Source organism: Nocardia sp. NPDC004151 (assembly GCF_042874235.1).
Taxonomy (GTDB): domain Bacteria; phylum Actinomycetota; class Actinomycetes; order Mycobacteriales; family Mycobacteriaceae; genus Nocardia.
The window spans coordinates 69,212-85,412 of the sequence record NZ_JBIAMR010000005.1; the positions used below are offsets into that span (position 1 = coordinate 69,212).

Annotated in this window: 13 protein-coding genes; 6 read left to right on the forward strand and 7 right to left on the reverse strand. The window is 70.3% G+C overall.

Annotation, left to right across the window (positions count from 1 at the left end; translation table 11 throughout):
* Window positions 1-86: 86 nt before the first annotated feature.
* Window positions 87-491 (forward strand): SgcJ/EcaC family oxidoreductase, encoded by a 405-nt coding sequence (locus ACFYTS_RS13670; protein ID WP_387303975.1) that lies wholly within the window; start codon window positions 87-89, stop codon window positions 489-491.
* Window positions 492-563: 72 nt separating this feature from the next.
* On the opposite strand, the gene ACFYTS_RS13675 is transcribed toward ACFYTS_RS13670, so the two are convergent.
* The 6 genes from ACFYTS_RS13675 to ACFYTS_RS13700 all read right to left on the reverse strand — a co-directional run bounded on the left by ACFYTS_RS13675 (window position 564) and on the right by ACFYTS_RS13700 (window position 6,988).
* Window positions 564-1,082: a L,D-transpeptidase gene (locus tag ACFYTS_RS13675; RefSeq protein ID WP_357277967.1), complete on the reverse strand. Its 519-nt coding sequence runs from the start codon at window positions 1,080-1,082 to the stop codon at window positions 564-566.
* 225 nt (window positions 1,083-1,307) lie between these two features.
* On the reverse strand, window positions 1,308-2,471 hold the full coding sequence (locus ACFYTS_RS13680; RefSeq protein WP_387304617.1) for an MlaD family protein: 1,164 nt from the start codon (window positions 2,469-2,471) through the stop codon (window positions 1,308-1,310).
* 146 nt (window positions 2,472-2,617) lie between these two features.
* On the reverse strand, window positions 2,618-3,868 hold the full coding sequence (locus ACFYTS_RS13685; protein ID WP_387303977.1) for a glycosyltransferase: 1,251 nt from the start codon (window positions 3,866-3,868) through the stop codon (window positions 2,618-2,620).
* A complete protein-coding gene (locus tag ACFYTS_RS13690) occupies window positions 3,865-5,136 on the reverse strand; it encodes a condensation domain-containing protein (RefSeq protein ID WP_387303980.1) in 1,272 nt (423 codons plus the stop codon). Before ACFYTS_RS13690 ends, ACFYTS_RS13685 begins: the two co-directional genes overlap by 4 nt.
* 25 nt (window positions 5,137-5,161) lie before the next feature.
* A complete protein-coding gene (locus tag ACFYTS_RS13695; RefSeq protein WP_387303983.1) occupies window positions 5,162-6,148 on the reverse strand; it encodes an LLM class flavin-dependent oxidoreductase in 987 nt (328 codons plus the stop codon).
* A gap of 141 nt (window positions 6,149-6,289) precedes the next feature.
* Window positions 6,290-6,988 (reverse strand): hypothetical protein, encoded by a 699-nt coding sequence (locus tag ACFYTS_RS13700; RefSeq protein ID WP_387303986.1) that lies wholly within the window; start codon window positions 6,986-6,988, stop codon window positions 6,290-6,292.
* A 97-nt stretch (window positions 6,989-7,085) separates the two neighbouring features.
* On the opposite strand from ACFYTS_RS13700, the gene ACFYTS_RS13705 reads away from it, so the two are divergent.
* Together ACFYTS_RS13705 and ACFYTS_RS13710 are read left to right on the forward strand one after the other, a co-directional pair.
* Window positions 7,086-8,270 (forward strand): acyl-CoA dehydrogenase family protein, encoded by a 1,185-nt coding sequence (locus ACFYTS_RS13705; protein ID WP_387303989.1) that lies wholly within the window; start codon window positions 7,086-7,088, stop codon window positions 8,268-8,270.
* A 21-nt stretch (window positions 8,271-8,291) separates the two neighbouring features.
* Window positions 8,292-9,368, forward strand: a complete 1,077-nt coding sequence (locus tag ACFYTS_RS13710; protein WP_387303991.1) for an acyl-CoA dehydrogenase family protein — start codon at window positions 8,292-8,294, stop codon at window positions 9,366-9,368.
* A 190-nt stretch (window positions 9,369-9,558) separates the two neighbouring features.
* On the opposite strand, the gene ACFYTS_RS13715 is transcribed toward ACFYTS_RS13710, so the two are convergent.
* Complete coding sequence (locus ACFYTS_RS13715) at window positions 9,559-12,450, reverse strand: BTAD domain-containing putative transcriptional regulator (protein WP_387303994.1); 2,892 nt, start codon at window positions 12,448-12,450, stop codon at window positions 9,559-9,561.
* Window positions 12,451-12,680: 230 nt separating this feature from the next.
* Here ACFYTS_RS13715 and ACFYTS_RS13720 point away from each other — a divergent pair, with 230 nt between their 5' ends.
* The 3 genes from ACFYTS_RS13720 (at window position 12,681) to tuf (ending at window position 16,130) form a co-directional block, all read left to right on the forward strand.
* Window positions 12,681-12,833, forward strand: coding sequence for a hypothetical protein (locus ACFYTS_RS13720; RefSeq protein ID WP_357277944.1), 153 nt, complete (start codon window positions 12,681-12,683; stop codon window positions 12,831-12,833).
* A gap of 339 nt (window positions 12,834-13,172) precedes the next feature.
* Complete coding sequence (locus tag ACFYTS_RS13725; protein WP_387303997.1) at window positions 13,173-14,717, forward strand: MFS transporter; 1,545 nt, start codon at window positions 13,173-13,175, stop codon at window positions 14,715-14,717.
* Between the two features lie 237 nt (window positions 14,718-14,954).
* Window positions 14,955-16,130, forward strand: coding sequence for an elongation factor Tu (tuf, locus tag ACFYTS_RS13730; protein WP_387304000.1), 1,176 nt, complete (start codon window positions 14,955-14,957; stop codon window positions 16,128-16,130).
* Window positions 16,131-16,201: the final 71 nt, after the last annotated feature.

Sequence of the window (16,201 nt, forward strand, 5' to 3'; positions counted from 1 at the left end):
TACACCGCGAGCGATGAATCGGGCGCACCTCGCCGGTAGGTACTCGTGAGCCGCCACACCGGGCGGCCGTCGACCGAGGAGTAACCATGAACGACACCGCCGTCCGCGAGACCACCGACCGTGACGCCGTCCTGACCGTCCTGAAGGACCTCTACGTCGCCTGGGCCGCCAATGACGCCGACGCGTTCGTCGCCGACTACGACCCCGACGCCACCTCGATCCTGCCCGGCGTGTTCCGCAGCGGCCGCGCGGCGGTGCGGGACGGCATGGCCGCCGGATTCGCGGGCCCGCTGCGCGGTTCCAGCGTCCTGGACGAACCCCGGCAGGTCCGGTTCCCGGCCCCCGACACGGCCGTGGTGGTCAGCCGCGCCGCCATTCTCATGGCCGGTGAGACCGCGGCCCCGGCCGACCGCTGGGTGCTGGCGACCTGGACCCTGGTCCGCCGGGAGAACCGCTGGCTGATCACGGCGTACCACAACTGCGCCGCCTGATTCGTCGCCCGAAAAGACCGGTGGCACACCGGCACGGGAGGTCCCGCGCCGATGTGCCACCGGAAGGCGTTGCTACGGAACAACTTCCACGATGTCACCGGGGTTCAGGTAGTTGAAGAACTCCCGCGCGCCGTCCGGGGTCATCCGGATACAGCCGTGCGACTTCTTGTCGACCGGTCCGATGTGGAAGGCGATGTCGCCGTTGAAGAAGACCGCGTACTCCATCGGGGCGTTGTGCATCGTGCTCCAGTGGAACGGCTTCTTGAAGGCGACGTGGAAGACGCCCGGCGGAGTCTCGTAGCCGGGCATGCCGTGGGAGATGGGGGTGGGGCCGAAGATGACCTTGCCGTTGTCCATCAGCCACGCCTCGTTGGTGCTGAGCTTGAGGCAGGCGCGCGTGCCGGCCGTCGCGCACGGCGCATTGACATCGCCGGGGGCGATGCCGGGGATGATCGCCGGAATACCGGGCACGTCCGGTCCACCGGGCCACAATGGTTCGGCTTGCGCGGGCGCGGCCGCGAGTCCTGCGGCGGCCACACCGGCGAAGACCGCCGATCGCGCCGCCAAGCCGAGGGAACTTCTGCTGCTCATCGCGTTCGACCCTCTCCTAGCCTTGCCCACCGCCCTGTTCGAACTCGCCTGCCAGGGCGAAGGGACTCTTCCGTTGACACAAGCACGGGACCAAGGGGTACCGGTAGATCATTCTGACTGGTGCCGAGAGCGATTCGCGGGACAAAACGCGTCAAGCGCGCCGACACGCCCGTTCGAAATGCACGGCACGCCGAATCCGCCCCGCTCCCGGGCGTGGCGGCGGGCTCATTTGACCGGGGGCAGCGTGCGCTCCTGCGGGTCGACGCCGGTCGGCCGGTGCGCGCCATTGTTGGGAATGTTCGGGCGCGGCGCGTTGGCGGACCCGCGAATCTGCTGGTCGTCGGGCGGATTGTTGCAGTAGTTCCAGCGTCCGAAGGTGCGGTCGGTGGCGATGGTCGCCGCCAGCGCCGGCACCGGGTACTGGCACCACGGCCGGCTCCAGATGTCGAGGATGGTGTAGAACTCGCCGTCGTGCGCGGGCACGCCCATGGCGGAGGTGCCGATGACGAGGGCCGGGAACAGCGCCCGGACCGCGGGCAGCCGCAGCAGCGCGGCCTGCACGATGGCCCGCATGGTGGTGGCCAGGCTCTGGATCGGATCCATGTTCCGGTCCAGGGTGGCGTCCAGGACGGCGATCTGCTCGGGCGCGCGATCGAGCAGTCCGCGCAGTTCGCCGTCGGCGGCGCGGGCCTGTTCGACCAGGATCGACGAATTGCGGGTCACCGTGGCCAGATCCGGCTGGGCGTGCGCGGTGGTTCCCGCGATGACCTGCAGGTTCTGTAGCAGGCTGACGGTCTGCGGGAGCCGGTTGTCCAAGCCGGTCGTGGCCACGCTCAGACCCTCGATGAGCCCGCGCAGCTGATCGGGTCCGCCGCCGAGCGCGATGTCCATCTGATCGAGGATCACCCCGATCTTGTCCGGATCGATCGAGGCGATGAGCTCGTTGCTGTCGGTCAGCGTCTGCCACACCGGCGTCGGGGTGCTGATCTTGCTCGGGTCGAACCGCACCACCTGCCCGTCGTGCAGGTACGGCGGCGCGTCGGTGTGCGGCCGGAAATCGATGTACTGCTCGCCCGCGGAGGACAGCGCCGCCACCGCGATCTCGGTGTCGGCCGGAATCCGGTACTTCTTCTCGATGTCCGCCGTCGCCGCGATTCCGGCCCCGCCGTCGATGATGTCGACCGACCGGACCGAGCCGACCCGGAACCCGCGCCAGGTCACATCGTTACCGGCCTGCAAACCGCCGGAGCGATCCAGTTGCACGGTGACCGAGTAGGTGTTGCCCGGTCTCTGCACCCGCGCCACGGTGATCAACAGATATGCGGCTCCGACCGCGAGTAGCACGATCAGAGCCAGATTCGAGTAGAGCAGTTTGTGTCCGCGCAGCACGCTCAAGAGGCCCGCCTCCACCGCTGAATAGCAGCCAATAGGGTTCGATGCACAGCAACTACCAGGCGAAACTGCGCGCTATCTAACCACAGTCGGGCCGCTGGACCCGGCGGGGGCGGGTGGTCCGGGCGGGGCGAGTTACAACGTCACCCCTTCCGCAGCGCGCCCAGGTGCGCCTCGATGGCCTTCACGGCCTGGCCGACCCCGTCCTCGGCGGCGATCCGGGCGGCCAGCCGAGTCGCGTTGTCGCGCAGCGCGGTATCGGTGGTGGCGCGGCGGAGGGCGTCGGTGAGCCGGTCCTCGGACATCTTCGCGTACGGGATGGTCGCCGGGCTCACGCCCAGATCGATGAGGCGCTGCGCCCAGAAGGGCTGATCGGCGTAGACGGGCGCGCCGATGGCCGGGACGCCGGCGCGCAGGCCCGCGGCGGTGGTGCCCGCGCCGCAGTGGTGGACCACCGCCGCCATGCGCGGGAACAGCCAATCGTGCGGGGCCTCACCGATGGTCAGCACGTCGTCGCCGCTGACGTCGAGGTTGAGCCAGCCGCTCTGCACGACGCCGCGCACGCCCGCCCGGCGCAGGGCCGCGGCGATGATCCGGCCGGTGCGGGCGGTGCCTTCCTTGCTGTCGGCCATGCTGCCGAAGCCGATGAACACCGGCGGCGGACCGGCGGCCAGGAAGTCGGTCAGTTCGGTGGGCGGTTTCCAGCCGTCGGGGCGCGGCGGCCACCAGTAGCCGGTGACCTCCAGACCCGGCCGCCAATCGGCCGGGCGCGGAACGACACTGGGGGAGTAGCCGTTGAGCATCGGCCAGCCCGCCGCGGTCCGGGCCCGGCGCAGGTCGTACACCGAGATCGGCGGCAGCGCGAGTTCGCGGCGGAAGAAGGCGACGGTGCTCGCGTAGAAGCGGTCGTTGAACCAGGCGCCGAACTCGGCGGCCAGCCGGTTGCCGCGCGCGCCGAAATCGTGAGCGCCGTACGCGGAAGGCGCGTGCTCGGCGGTGGCGGACAACGGCTGGAACCGCAGCCCGATCGAAGGGACGCCCTTGGCCTCGGCCAGTGCCAGGCCCGCGTACTCCGTCGGCGGCGGCAGCAGCAGGACATCGGCGGGCTCGTCGATCAGCGCGCGGATCATGCCCAGCCCGAGGCTGCGAACTCCCTTGGGGGAGGAGAACTTCCAGCCGGCGGAGAGCCGATTGACATCCGGATCGGTCATGTCGATGTCGATATCGTGTGTCATCTCCCGGAATTCGAGCCCGCATCCGGTGATCTGCTCCGCGAACAGGGTGTGCGCGGCCACCACCACCTCGTGTCCCGCGTCGCGCAGCCCCACGCCCAGCCCGGTCAGCGGCGCGATATCGCCGCGACTGCCGATGCCGACCAGAATGATCCTGCTCATCGGACCTCCACACTCTCGATAATGGTGAGCCAGCGGGTGACGATGGCCCGCATCCGGTCCGCGCCGATCCCGCCGTCGGGGGAGTGCACCGAATAGTGCACCTGCTCGACGCCTTCGGGCTTGCTGGTGCCCAGGAACAGGCTCATGTCGAACATCTTCAGCCGGGCCTGCTCCCGCGAATGCGCGTCGGGAATCCACACGCCCACGTCGCCGAGGAAGTTGAAATAGAACTTCGGCGAGTTGAAAGTCAGGAAATGCGACCAGCTTTCGGGGTGATGCCAGCGCAACAGCGTGAAATCCTCCGGGTGCGTGGGATATCCGTCGAGGGCGTCGTGCAGCCGGTCGGTCAGGGTGCCGGTGGCGGGGCGCAACAACCACGGGTAGTCGTCGGAGATCCAGGCCACCGTGCGCGACAGATCGGTGCCCGGCCGCAAGCGGCTGTAGCGGCCGTGCTTCTGCACGGTGATGGGCCGGGCCACGCCGGTCGCGTCCTCGATGGCCAAACCCAATGTGACGAGCAGGATCCGGGTGTAGCTGGCCCCGAGCGCCGCGGGCAGTTCGACCAGCAGCCGCTGTGCCAGCGCGCCGTCGATGACGCCGTCGAAGTGCGCCGACTTCGGGGTTGCGGGCCGGTCCAGGGTGGTCGGTTCGATATCCGAGGCGGCCAGCCAGTAATCGCGTTCGCCGACCCGGGTCTTCGCGTACTCGTCGAGGAATTCCGCCCACTCCGATCCGGTGATCGGTTCCGGCGGCAACGCGATCTCCTCGCCCGCCTCCCATTGCCGGGCGTAGGTGGCGATGTCCTCCCACAGGACCCACATCGAGATGCCGTCGATGGCGATGTGGTGGGCGGTGAACAGCAGGATGCTCACGTCGAAGGAGCGGGTGAGCAGTACCGCGGTGACGATCTTCCCGGCGGTCGGGTCCAGCCGTAGATTGGCCGCGGCGGACTGCTCCTGGATCAGGGTCGTGAGCGCCTCGGGGTCGAGGTCCTCGATGTCGATGGCCCGCACGTCGACGCGGCCGGGGTCGATGACCCCGCCGGACTCGGGCTCGATCTCGCAGGAAGCGTTCTCGCCGTAGCTGTATCGGCTGCGCAGCGATTCGTGGGTGTCGATCAGGGTGTTGATCAGCTTCCGCGCGTCCTCGAGGCCCATGCCGACCGGGACCGGGCAGGGGATGGTGACGCCGAAGACGGCGGGATTCTCGTCCCAGGTCAGGAATTTCCTGGCGGCGGCCGTCAGCCGCCCGGGGCGCAGATCTGTCATGAACTTCCTCTTGCCGGTTGTCGGGTCATCGAACGGTGGTGAGGGACAGCACGTCCTCGCCGAGCAGGCGCAGGCTGTCCCAGCCCGCCTCGATCGGCAGGCCGCCGATCAGCGGGTTCATCAGGATCTCGGTGCGCCCGTCCGCGATCTGGTCGCGCAGCTGCGCCGGGGTGAGGATCTCCAGATAGCCGTGGGCGCGCAGAGACTCGACCGAATCCGGCACGGCGTCGTGCGGGCGGTGAATGCCCTCGCGGCCCCACGACGCGTACTCGCGGATCTCGGTGAGAATGTGCGGGGCGAAGTCGTGCCAGGCCCGATCCGGGTCCTCGTGCAGCAGGGTGTGGCGGCTGTCGGGCTCGGGTTTGTGGATGTAACCGCTTGTGCCGCAGCGGATCAGTTCCCGCTCGTAGAGTTCCTCCACCTCCGGCGCGGGCAACGGCAGCGCCAGCCCGAGCCCGAAGCGCGCGGCCCGCCGCGCGGTCGCCGGGCTCATCCCGGCGACCAGCAGATGCGGATGCGGCTTGCTGAACGGCTTGGGCGTAACCTCGAAGGACTGCCCGCCTCGCTGCACCGGCTCGTCCCGCCAGGCCGCGAGCATGATCTCCAGCGCCTCGTCCATGAGCTTGCCGCGCCGCGCGAAATCCCGTCCGAGCGCGGCATATTCGGCCGGTCGGTACCCGATCGCGGCGAGAACGGTGAGCCGCCCGCCCGCCAGATTGTCGAGCACCGCCAGATCCTCGGCCAGCCGCACCGGGTCGTACAGCGGCACGATCAACGCCCCGATGCTGATCCGGATCCGCTCGGTACGCGCCGCCACCGCCGCCGCCATCAGCAGCGGCGCGGGCAGCCACCCGGTGCCCGACCCGTGGTGCTCCTCGACATTCACCACCGCGAACCCGACCCGCTCGGCGTACTCGGCCATCGCGAGCGCGGCCCGATACCGCTCGTGATTCCCGGCCCGAGGGTCGTCGACATTGGTCATATTGAGCTTGAGCGCCGCCACCACGTTCATGCCAAGCAATATCGAATGACCCGGTGCCCCAGGACAACCTGCGGAGAAGCCCCAGTCGGGTGCCGTGCCCTGGGGTGGCACCACCGGCAGAGGTGCCCGGTGTCGCGCTGCCACCGGTGGGGGTGCTCGACGGTGTGAGAACTACTCCCGGGGTTCGTCGAGGAGGCCGAGTTGGGCCGCGCGCACCCCGATCTGGAAGCGACTGCGGACCTCGAGGCGGGTCATGAGGTCGGCGATGTGGCGGCGGTAGGTGCGCAGGGACATGTCGAGGCGACGGGCGGCTGTCTCGTCGATGAGGCCCAGGTTGAGGGTGTTGAGGACCGCGCGGGCGGTGGGGCTCAGTTCGATGGGGTCGGTGGGGACGCGGCCGGCGAGGCCGTGGCCGGATTGCCAGCTGAGCAGGGCGAATTGGTGCAGGGCGCGGAGCAGGGCGGGTTCGCGGACCAGGTAGGCGTAGGGGTGGTCGGCTCCGGCGCCGCTCCACAGCACCGCGACGGTGCGGTCGAGGATCAGGACATTGTGGAAGTCGTTGTCGGTGACGCGGATCTGCGCGCCGAGCGAGGATTGCCGCAGCAGGGGTTGGTGGTCGCGGATCTCCAGATAGTCGGGGGAGTAGAGGAGCCGGACCTCCTTGCCCGCGGCCAGCAGGTCGTCGACGACCACCTGACCCAGGCGGAGGTGATCGGTGGAGTGGGTGGGGTTGGAAACCGCCACCACCGCCTCATGCCGGGCGTAGCGGAGCAGGTGGTGGACGTCCTGGTCCCAGTGCCCGTCCTGGCTGAACCGGACGATCCCGGTGGCCAGGTGCCCGGTCGCGCCGGTCGGCTGTCGCTGCATCACTTCCCCGATCCTGGCAGGTGACCGGGGGTTTCCCCGGAATCTGGCAGCTTCCTGCCAGTGGGGCGGATCCGGCCCGGCCGATTCCTACCTTCCATTTATGCACATCAGTTTGAGCGAAGATCAGCACCGTCTGCGCAAGCGGCTGCGCGAGTATTTCGCCGACCTCGCCACCCCCGACGTGCGGGCGGCGCTGCGGTCGGGGCCGGGCGGGGAGCACGGCGACGGAACGGTCTACAAGGAGGTGGTGCGCCGGCTGGGCGCGGACGGCTGGCTGGTGCTGGGATGGCCGGAAGAGCATGGCGGACAGGGACGTTCGATGCTCGATCAGTTGATCTTCCTGGACGAGGCCGCGGCCGCGGGCGTGCCGCTGCCGTATCTGACCGTGAACACCGTCGGGCCGACCATCATGCGCTACGGCACCGAGGAGCAGAAGGCCTGGTTCCTGCCGCGTATCGCGCGAGGCGAACTGCACTTCTCCATCGGCTATTCGGAGCCGAACGCGGGCACCGACCTGGCGTCGCTGCGCACCCGCGCGGTGCGCGACGGCGACGAGTGGGTGGTCAATGGCGAGAAGATGTGGACCAGCCTCATCGAATACGCCGACTACATCTGGCTGGCCGCGCGCACCGATCCGGCGGCGGGCAAGCACGCCGGGCTGTCGATCTTCATCGTTCCGACCGCGGCGCAAGGGTTCTCGTGGACGAAGGTGCACACCATGGCCGGTGTCGGAACCAGCGCCACCTACTACTCCGACGTGCGGGTGCCCGCCGCGAACCTGGTGCACGGCGAGAACCGCGGCTGGGCGCTGATCACCAATCAGCTCAATCACGAACGGGTGGCGCTGGCCTCGGCCGCACCGCTGGAGGAGTCGCTGCGCCAGGTCGTCGCGTGGGCGCGCGCCACCACGCTGCCGGACGGGACCCGGGTCATGGACGCCGAATGGGTGCGCCTGCACCTGGCCCGCGTGCACGCCAACACCGAGTACCTGAAGTTGCGGAACTGGCGGACCGCCTGGGCCGCCGATCGCGGTGAACTCGGCCCGGCGGACGCCTCGGCCACCAAGGTGTTCGGCACCGAATTCGCCATCGAGGGCTACCGGCTGCTCATGGAGGTGCTCGGGGCCGCGGCCGTGCTGCGCGCGGATTCTCCGGGCGCGCTGCTGCTCGGACGGCTCGAACGGTTCCATCGCACCGCGCTCATCCTGACCTTCGGCGGCGGGATCAACGAGGTGCAGCGCGACATCATCGCCAAGAACGCCCTCGGGCTGCCCGTCACCCGCTGACCTGAACACTGGAGCAGAACAATGGATTTCGAATACACCGAGGCGCAGCGGGACCTGTCGGGACTGGCCCGCGAACTGCTCACCGACTGGGCCGGCAGGCATCCCCGCCCGGACGACACCGGGTTCGACGCGCAGCTGTGGGGCGCGATGGCCGGTGCGGGACTGCTGGAGGCGGCGCTGCCCGAGCAGGTGGGCGGCGGCGGGTACGGGCTGCTCGAACAGTGCAGCGTGCTGATCGAGATCGGCCGGACCGTCGCCCCCGCACCCTATGCCACGAGCATCGCCGTGGTCGCGGCGGTGCTGGCCGAATTCGGCGACAACGCGCAGGTGCGGCGATGGCTGCGGCCGATGCTGCGGGGTGAGAGCACACTGACGCCCATACTCGCACGCGACTTCTCGTCCTTCGAGGCCGAGCGCGACGAGAAGACCTGGAGGGTCCGGGGTTCGCAATCGGTGGTCGCGGCGGGAGCCTTCGCCGACGGGTACCTGATCGAGGCTCGCGCCGGGGCGAACTCGGTTCTGCTGCTGGTGGAGCGGGAAGCCGAGGGCGTCACGGTCACCCGGCAGCACGCGGTGAACGGCACCGACGCGGCCCTGCTGGAACTGGATGCGGTTCTGGTCCCGCGGGCCGCCGCGATCTCAGCGCTCGAAGCGCCCGCGTGGGCCCGGCGCCGCGCGGCCTTGGCCGTCTGCGCCCACCAGCTGGGCGTCCTCGAACGGGCGCTGGAGATGACGGCCGAATACGCCCGCACCAGAAAGCAATTCGACAAGCCGATCGGCGCGTTCCAGGCGGTGCGGCAGCGCCTGGCCGACGCCTACATCGATGTCGAGGCGGTACGCCTGACCCTGTGGCAGGCCGCCTGGCGGGAATCGCACGGCCTGACAGCGGAATCCGAGATCGACGTGGCGAAGTTCTGGGCGTCCGAGGCCGGCCACCGCGTCGCGCACACCGCCGTCCACGTGCACGCCAGTACCGGCATCTACCTCGACTATCCGATGCAGCGCTACTTCACGGCCGCCAAACGAGCCGAGTTCGAATCGGGGACGGCCACAGCGCACCTGCGCGACCTCGGTCTGGCCCTGGATGCCCCGGTGTGATCGCGGGCAATGCGGTGGAGCCGTCGCCGCGGTGGGCGACGGCCGTCCGACCCGCATGAACCGAATGCGCACCCCTCGTGACGCATGCGGCCATGACCTCATCGCGCGCGGGAACCCCGGAGGTTGCAGCTCCGGGGCACCCGCGTGGATGCAGGTTCCCACGGGCCGATAAAAAGCGAATAAACGTTCTCTATGACTGATCCGGCCCTGGTGAGAACAGGGTCGCGGGCGTCGGGGCGGGCAGTCCGGCACGTCGGAAGATCTCGGCGGCGTCGGCGTGCTCGTGGGCGGCGGCCTCGGCGTCGCCGGTGCGGGCGCTGGCGCGCAGGAACAGGGCGCGGGCCCGGTCCAGGGGGTCGGCGGCCTTGCTCAGCAGCCGCAGGGCCTGGGTCGCCTCGGATTCCGCGGCGGCATCGTGCCCGGCGCGCAGGTGGATCTGGGCCAGCCGGGTGCGGGCCCAGCCTTCCCACAGGCGCACCCCGTTGCGGTGGGTCATGCGTACCGCGTCGGCCGCCAGCTCGAGCGCGAGCTCGTGGTCGCCGAGCATGGACCGGGTGGCCGCCAATTCGTGGGTGGCCCAGCCCAGTGCGACCGCGTTGGACGACTCCTGGGCCAGCGCGATGGCCCGCTCGGCCACCCCGACCGCCTCGGCGTACTGCCCGGATTCGCACAGGGTGCGGGTGGCCAGCGCCAGAATCCAGGCTTCCAGCGAACGATCGTCGAGGGCCCGGGTCCAGGCGATGGCATTGGCGTAGTGCCGGTGCGAGTCCTTGGTGTTGCCGACGCGCCGATCCGCCACCCCGAGCAGGATCTCGGCCAGCACCTGCAACCGCCGCTCGGCGTCGTCGGCGGGCTGCGAGATGGGTTGCAGGAATTCGAGACTGGCCTCGACCTCGCCGAGCCCGATCTGCATCATGGCGCCCAGCGCCACCCGCAGCCGCCGGGCGCTGGCGTGGTCGCCGTCCCGGATCGCGGTGTCCAGCAGGGCTTTCAGGCCGTCGGCGAGTTCGCGGGCGCGGCTGCCGGTGTCCATCAGCTCGGCCATCACCCAGGCCAGATCCGCGGCCAGCGCCACCGCCCGGCCGCCCAGCCGGGCCGCTTGCCGGTGCAGCGCGATGATCACCGGGCGCTCGATATCGTTCCAGGACTGGCCTTCCGCGCCGCCGGCGAAGGTGTGGCCCGGGACCGTGGTGGGCACCAGCAGCAGGGTGGTGTTGCTGTAATCCAGTGCGCCGAGCAGGTTCTTGGTGGTGGCCAGGTAGTAGTCCAGCAGGCGGGTCACGATCTCGGCCTCGCTCTCACCGGCGTCATGGCTCGCTGCGGTTCCCGCCAGGCGCGCGGCGAACAGGCGCAGCAGGTCGTGGAAGCGGTAGCGGCCGGGCGCGGGCGTCTCCAGCAGGCTCAGATCCACCAGGGATTCGCACACCAGCTCGGCCTGGGGCACCGGGACGCCCAGCAGCGCGGCGGCGCCATCCACCGGGAAGTCGGGCACGTCAGCGCGGGCGAGGGTGCGGAAAGCCCTGGCCTGCTCGGTGTTCAGCTGGCCGTAGCCCAGCCGGAAGGCGGCCTCCAGGGTGAGGTCACCGGTCTGCAGCACCTCCAGCCGCTGGTTCTCGTCGGCCAGCCGCGCGACCAGGGAGGCGATGGTCCACTGCGGGCGCACCGCCAGCCGCGCGCCGACGATCCGCACCGCCAGCGGCAGGCACGCGCACTGCTCGATCACCGCGAACGCCGCATCCTGTTCGGCGGCAACGCGTTCGGCCCCGAGGATGCGGGTCAGCAGGGTCATCGCCTCGGCGGGTTCGAGGACGTCGAGGCGGGTGCGGCGGACCGCGGGCAGTTCGGTGAGCGCGGAGCGGCTGGTGATCAGGACCGCGGTGCCGGGGGTGCCGGGCAGCAGCGGCGACACCTGGGCGGCGTCGCGGACATTGTCGAGGACCATGAGAATCCGCTTGTCGCTCAACAGGGTTCGCAGGTGCGCGGCCCGGTCGTCGACGCCCGCCGGGATATCGCCCTCGGCGACCCCGAGGCCGCGCAGGAACCCGCCCAGGGCATCGCCGGTGGGCAGCGGGTCGGGGTCCACGCCGCGCAGGTTCACATACAGCTGGCCGTCGGGGAACCGGTCGCGCACCTGGTGCGCGATGTGCAGGGCCAGGGTGGTCTTGCCGACCCCGCCCATGCCGCCGACCGCCGAGATGGCCACCGCCGGTCCGCCGCCGGTGAGCTGGCCCGCGATCTGCTCGGCCACCCGGGAGCGGCCGGTGAAATCGGCGATATCGGGCGGTAATTGGGCGGGGGCGAGCCGGGTGGGGGCCGGGCGGCCCACGCTCGGCAGGTCGGCGCGCAGGATGCGGGCGTGCACCTCGCTCAGTTCCGGGCCGGGTTCCACGCCGACGCCGTCGACCAGGGCGCGGCGGGCGCGGCCGTATTCGTCGAGCGCCTCGGCCTGTCGGCCGCAGTGGTAGAGCGCGGTCATGAGCAGCGCGCGGAAGCGTTCCCGCAGTGGATGTTCCTCGATGAGCGGGCCCAGTTCGGCGACCGCCTCGGCGCTGCGGCCGGTTTCGATGTCGAGGGCGAGCCGGTCCTCGAGGATGGACAGCCGCCACTGCTCGAGCCGGGCGCGCTGGCGTTCGGCGTAGGGGCCGGGCAGTCCGCCCAGCGCCGCGCCCTGCCAGCGGGACAGCGCCGACTCGAGGGTGCCGCGGGCGCTGTCGGGGTCGTCGTGCCGCAGTCGTTCGGCGGCGGCGACCTGGCCCGCGACATCGTGAATGTCGGTGCGGCCGGGCGGTAGTCGCAGCACGTAGCCGTCGCCGACGGAGACCAGCAGGCTGGAGGGCCCGCGATTGGCGCGGTCGGGTTCGAGTTCGCGGCGGAGTTTGGCGACGTGGGTGCGCAGCGCGGGGACGGCGCGCAGCACCGGGTCCTCGCCCCAGATGCCCTCGACGAGTTCGGCGGCCGTGACCGCCTTGCCCTCGCGCAGCAACAGTGCGGCGAGCACCGCCCGCCGTTGTGGCGGGCCCAGATCCAGGGGCGTGTCCCCGCGCCATGCGCGGACCTCGCCCAGTACCGAGAACCTCAGCAAACCGACCTCCCCGTTCGGCAGTCTAGAGGGGCCGGGCCGACGCCGATCAGCCGCCTGTCCTGCACCGATCCTCACCTTCCGCCGTCCGGGAACCGGCCGCGCCGCCGCGAACCGCCTCCATCCTCCGCGCCACCGTGCCGATTGGTGGGCCATTGGCCGGTTCCAAGCCGCCGGACCGACTCTGATCGTGGGCGACGAACCGGACGCCCACGAATCCCTGGAGGCATCCCATGCGGTTGAAGTCCGCCGCCGTCATCGCCGTATGCGCCCTGTCGCTGGGAATGGCCGCCTGCCAGGCGGCGCACACGCCCACCGGTCCCGGCGGCGTCGGCACGCCCGCGGTGACCACCGGCCCGATGGTTGACCAGCAGCGCGGCCGCTAGCACTTCGTGGCCACCTCCGATCGGATGACCGACGGGAGACCGACATCCACATCGAGGTGAACCGTCGCAGGTCAGGGTCGAGGTCGAGGGCACCTGCAAGGCCCGAACCGGCCCGCCACCCCGGCGAGCCTGCACCTGTCCCGCAGGGCCAGATGACCCCCGATGCGGCAGCCACCATCGACGTCATCGCCCCGTGGTCGGAGCTGGAGGGCGTGTTGAAGCCGGGTACGCCGGCGACCCTGTCGAGCTGATCGACTGTCGCCGAACCGATATCGCACGGCCGTCCGCCACGCCGATCGAAACCGGACGCCCGCTATCGGTGCCCCGTAACCTGGGGAGGTGGCAATCGGCGACACGTCGCGCGGTGCGGCGCGGCCCGGAATCGCGTTGGCCACGGTCACCGCGGTCCTGTTCGTGACCTTCCTCGACACGACCGTCGTCAGCGTCGCGCTGGCCGACATCCGCTCGGATCTGAGCACCGATGTCCAGCTGCTGCAATGGGTCGTCAACGCCTACACGCTGGTGTTCGCGAGCCTGATGCTCGCCGCCGGATCACTCGGCGACCGGTGGGGTCGCAAACGGGTGATGGTGATCGGGCTGGTGATCTTCTGTGCGGGGTCGGTGATTTCGGCGCTGGCGGCGAGCGTGCCGGTGCTGATTCTCGGGCGCGCGGTCATGGGCCTGGGCGCCGCCGCCTCCGAGCCCGGCACGTTGTCGGTGCTGCGGCAGGTCTTCCCGGAGGCCCGAACCCGCGCGAAGGCACTGGGGGTGTGGGCGGCGGTGTCCGGGCTGGCGCTGGCCGCGGGGCCGGTACTCGGCGGGGCGCTCGTCGGCGCGTGGGGGTGGCGGTCGATCTTCTGGTTCAACCTGATCATCGGTGTCGTCGTGCTGGCGGCGGCGCTGCGGTATGTGCCCGAGAGCGCGGATCCGCAACCGGGGCAGATGGATTGGCTTGGGTCGTTGCTCGGTGCGATCTTCCTGGGCGCGGTGATCTTCGCGGCGATCACCGGGGAGAGCCGGGGGTATGACGCGCCGCCGGTGATCGCGCTCTTCGCGGTGGGGGCGGTCGCGTTCGTGGCGTTCCTGATCGTCGAGACGCGAGTCCGCAACCCGGTCTTCGATTTCCGGTATCTGCGGCTGCCGCCGGTGCGCAGCGCGCTGGTGGTCGCGTTCGCGGTCTACTTCGGGGTCTTCTCGATCTTCTTCTTCACCGCGCTGTATCTGCAGGTGATGATTCACTATTCGGCCGGGCGGACGGCGGCGGTGTTCGCGCCGATGGCGGTCGCCATCGTGGCGGGGTCGCTGGCGGCGGGGTTCTGGGTGGCGCGCAGCGGGGCGCGGATGCCGATGATCGTGGGGTGCGTGCTGGGGGCGGGCGGGATTCTGCTGACGCGGCATTCGCTGGACGGCACGGTCGAATTCACGCCGCTCGCGGTCACGCTGGCGGTGGCGGGGCTCGGGTTCGGAATCGCGGTGGTGCCGTTGACCTCGGCGGTCCTGACCAGAGTGCCCGCCGAGCAGTCGGGAATGGCCGCGGCGGCCACCAACACCATGCGGCAGGTGGGCGCGGCCGTGGGCGTCGCGGTACTCGGGTCGCTGGTCAACGGGTTTCTCACCGCCGATCTGCGCGCTCGCATGACCGAATTGGGGCTGCCGGACAACCTGCAACCGATCGCGATCGACGCGGTGGAGCGCGGCCGCATTCCGGCCGGCGTCGACTTGGCGACAGCGCTGAAGTACGCCCCGCACGTCAACGAGGTCTTGCAGACCGCCACGGTCGCCTTCCATCACGGACTCGATGTGGCGCTTCTGGTTTCGGCCATCATGATCCTGGCCGCGGCGGGGTTCGTGGCCGTGAGCCGTTTCGGTCCGGTGCGAAAATAACTGGCGCGAATCAGCTTCGGCCGGGCAGCATGTGTCCCATGTTCCCGCAGTCCATCGCCGCATACCCCGCAGTCGCGGGTGCGATGGCCGCGCTCCACCTCCCTGCGCTTGCCCTGCAGGCATCCGCATTCGACGGCGCACGACGCTGACCTTCTCCGGGACGTCCCGGGACCTCAGACGGGGAAGGTCGGCTCGCTGCTGAGGTCCCCCTCGAACATCCCGGATGGAGAATTCATCATGGCCAAGCAGGCCTATGTCCGCACCAAGCCGCACCTGAACATCGGCACCATGGGTCACGTCGACCACGGCAAGACCACGCTGACCGCCGCCATCACCAAGGTGCTGGCCGAACGCGGCGGCACCGCTTTTGTCCCCTTCGACCGCATCGACCGGGCGCCGGAGGAGATCGAGCGCGGCATCACCATCAATATCGCCCACGTCGAATACGAGACGGCGACACGGCATTACGCGCACGTGGACATGCCGGGGCACGCCGACTTCGTGAAGAACATGATCACCGGCGCGGCCCAGCTCGACGGGGCCATCCTGGTGGTGTCGGCGGACGACGGCGTGATGCCGCAGACCGCCGAGCACGTGCTGCTGGCGCGGCAGGTGGGCGTCGAGCACATCGTGGTCGCGCTCAACAAGTCCGACGTCGCCGACGGCGAACTGCTGGAGCTGATCGAGCTGGAGGTGCGAGAGCTGTTGTCCGCCAACGGCTACGACGGCGACGGCGTACCCGTGGTGCCGGTGTCCGGGCTGCGGGCGCTGGAGGGCGACCAGCACTGGTCCGACCAGCTGGTGCGGCTGCTCGACGCCGTCGACGAGTACGTGCCCATGCCGGAGCGCTACCTCGACGCGCCGTTCCTCATGCCCGTGGAGAATGTGCTCACCATCACCGGCCGCGGCACGGTGGTGACGGGTGCGGTGGAGCGCGGCGTGGTCCGGATGGGCGACAAGGTCGCGGTGCTCGGCTACGGCGGCGCGATCCAGGCCATGGTCACCGGCGTAGAAACCTTCGGCCGCACCATGGAATCGGCCGAGGCCGGTGACAATGTGGCGCTGCTGCTGCGCGGTGTACAGCGCGGTCAGGTGGCGCGCGGCCAGGTGGTCGCGGCGGTGGGGAGCATCGCCGTGCACACCGGGTTCACCGCGCGCGTTCGGCTGCTGACCGCCGCGCAGGGCGGTCGGCGCACGCCCATCGCCAGCGGCTACCGCCCACAGTTCTTCGTCCGCACGGGCGACGTCTCCGGGCAGGTGACGCTGCCGGAGGGGCGCGCCATGCCGGGGGACACCGTCGAACTGGCGGTGACCTTGGACCGCGCGGTTCCGCTGGAGCCGGGGCTGGGATTCGCTGTGCGCGAGGGCAACCTGACGGTCGCCGCGGGCACGGTGCTCACGGTCGACGGGTAGGCGTCGCGTGAGAGTGGTCGAGGGCGGATCGAATCCGTCCTCGACCACCGCTCACCCGATGTCGAGACACC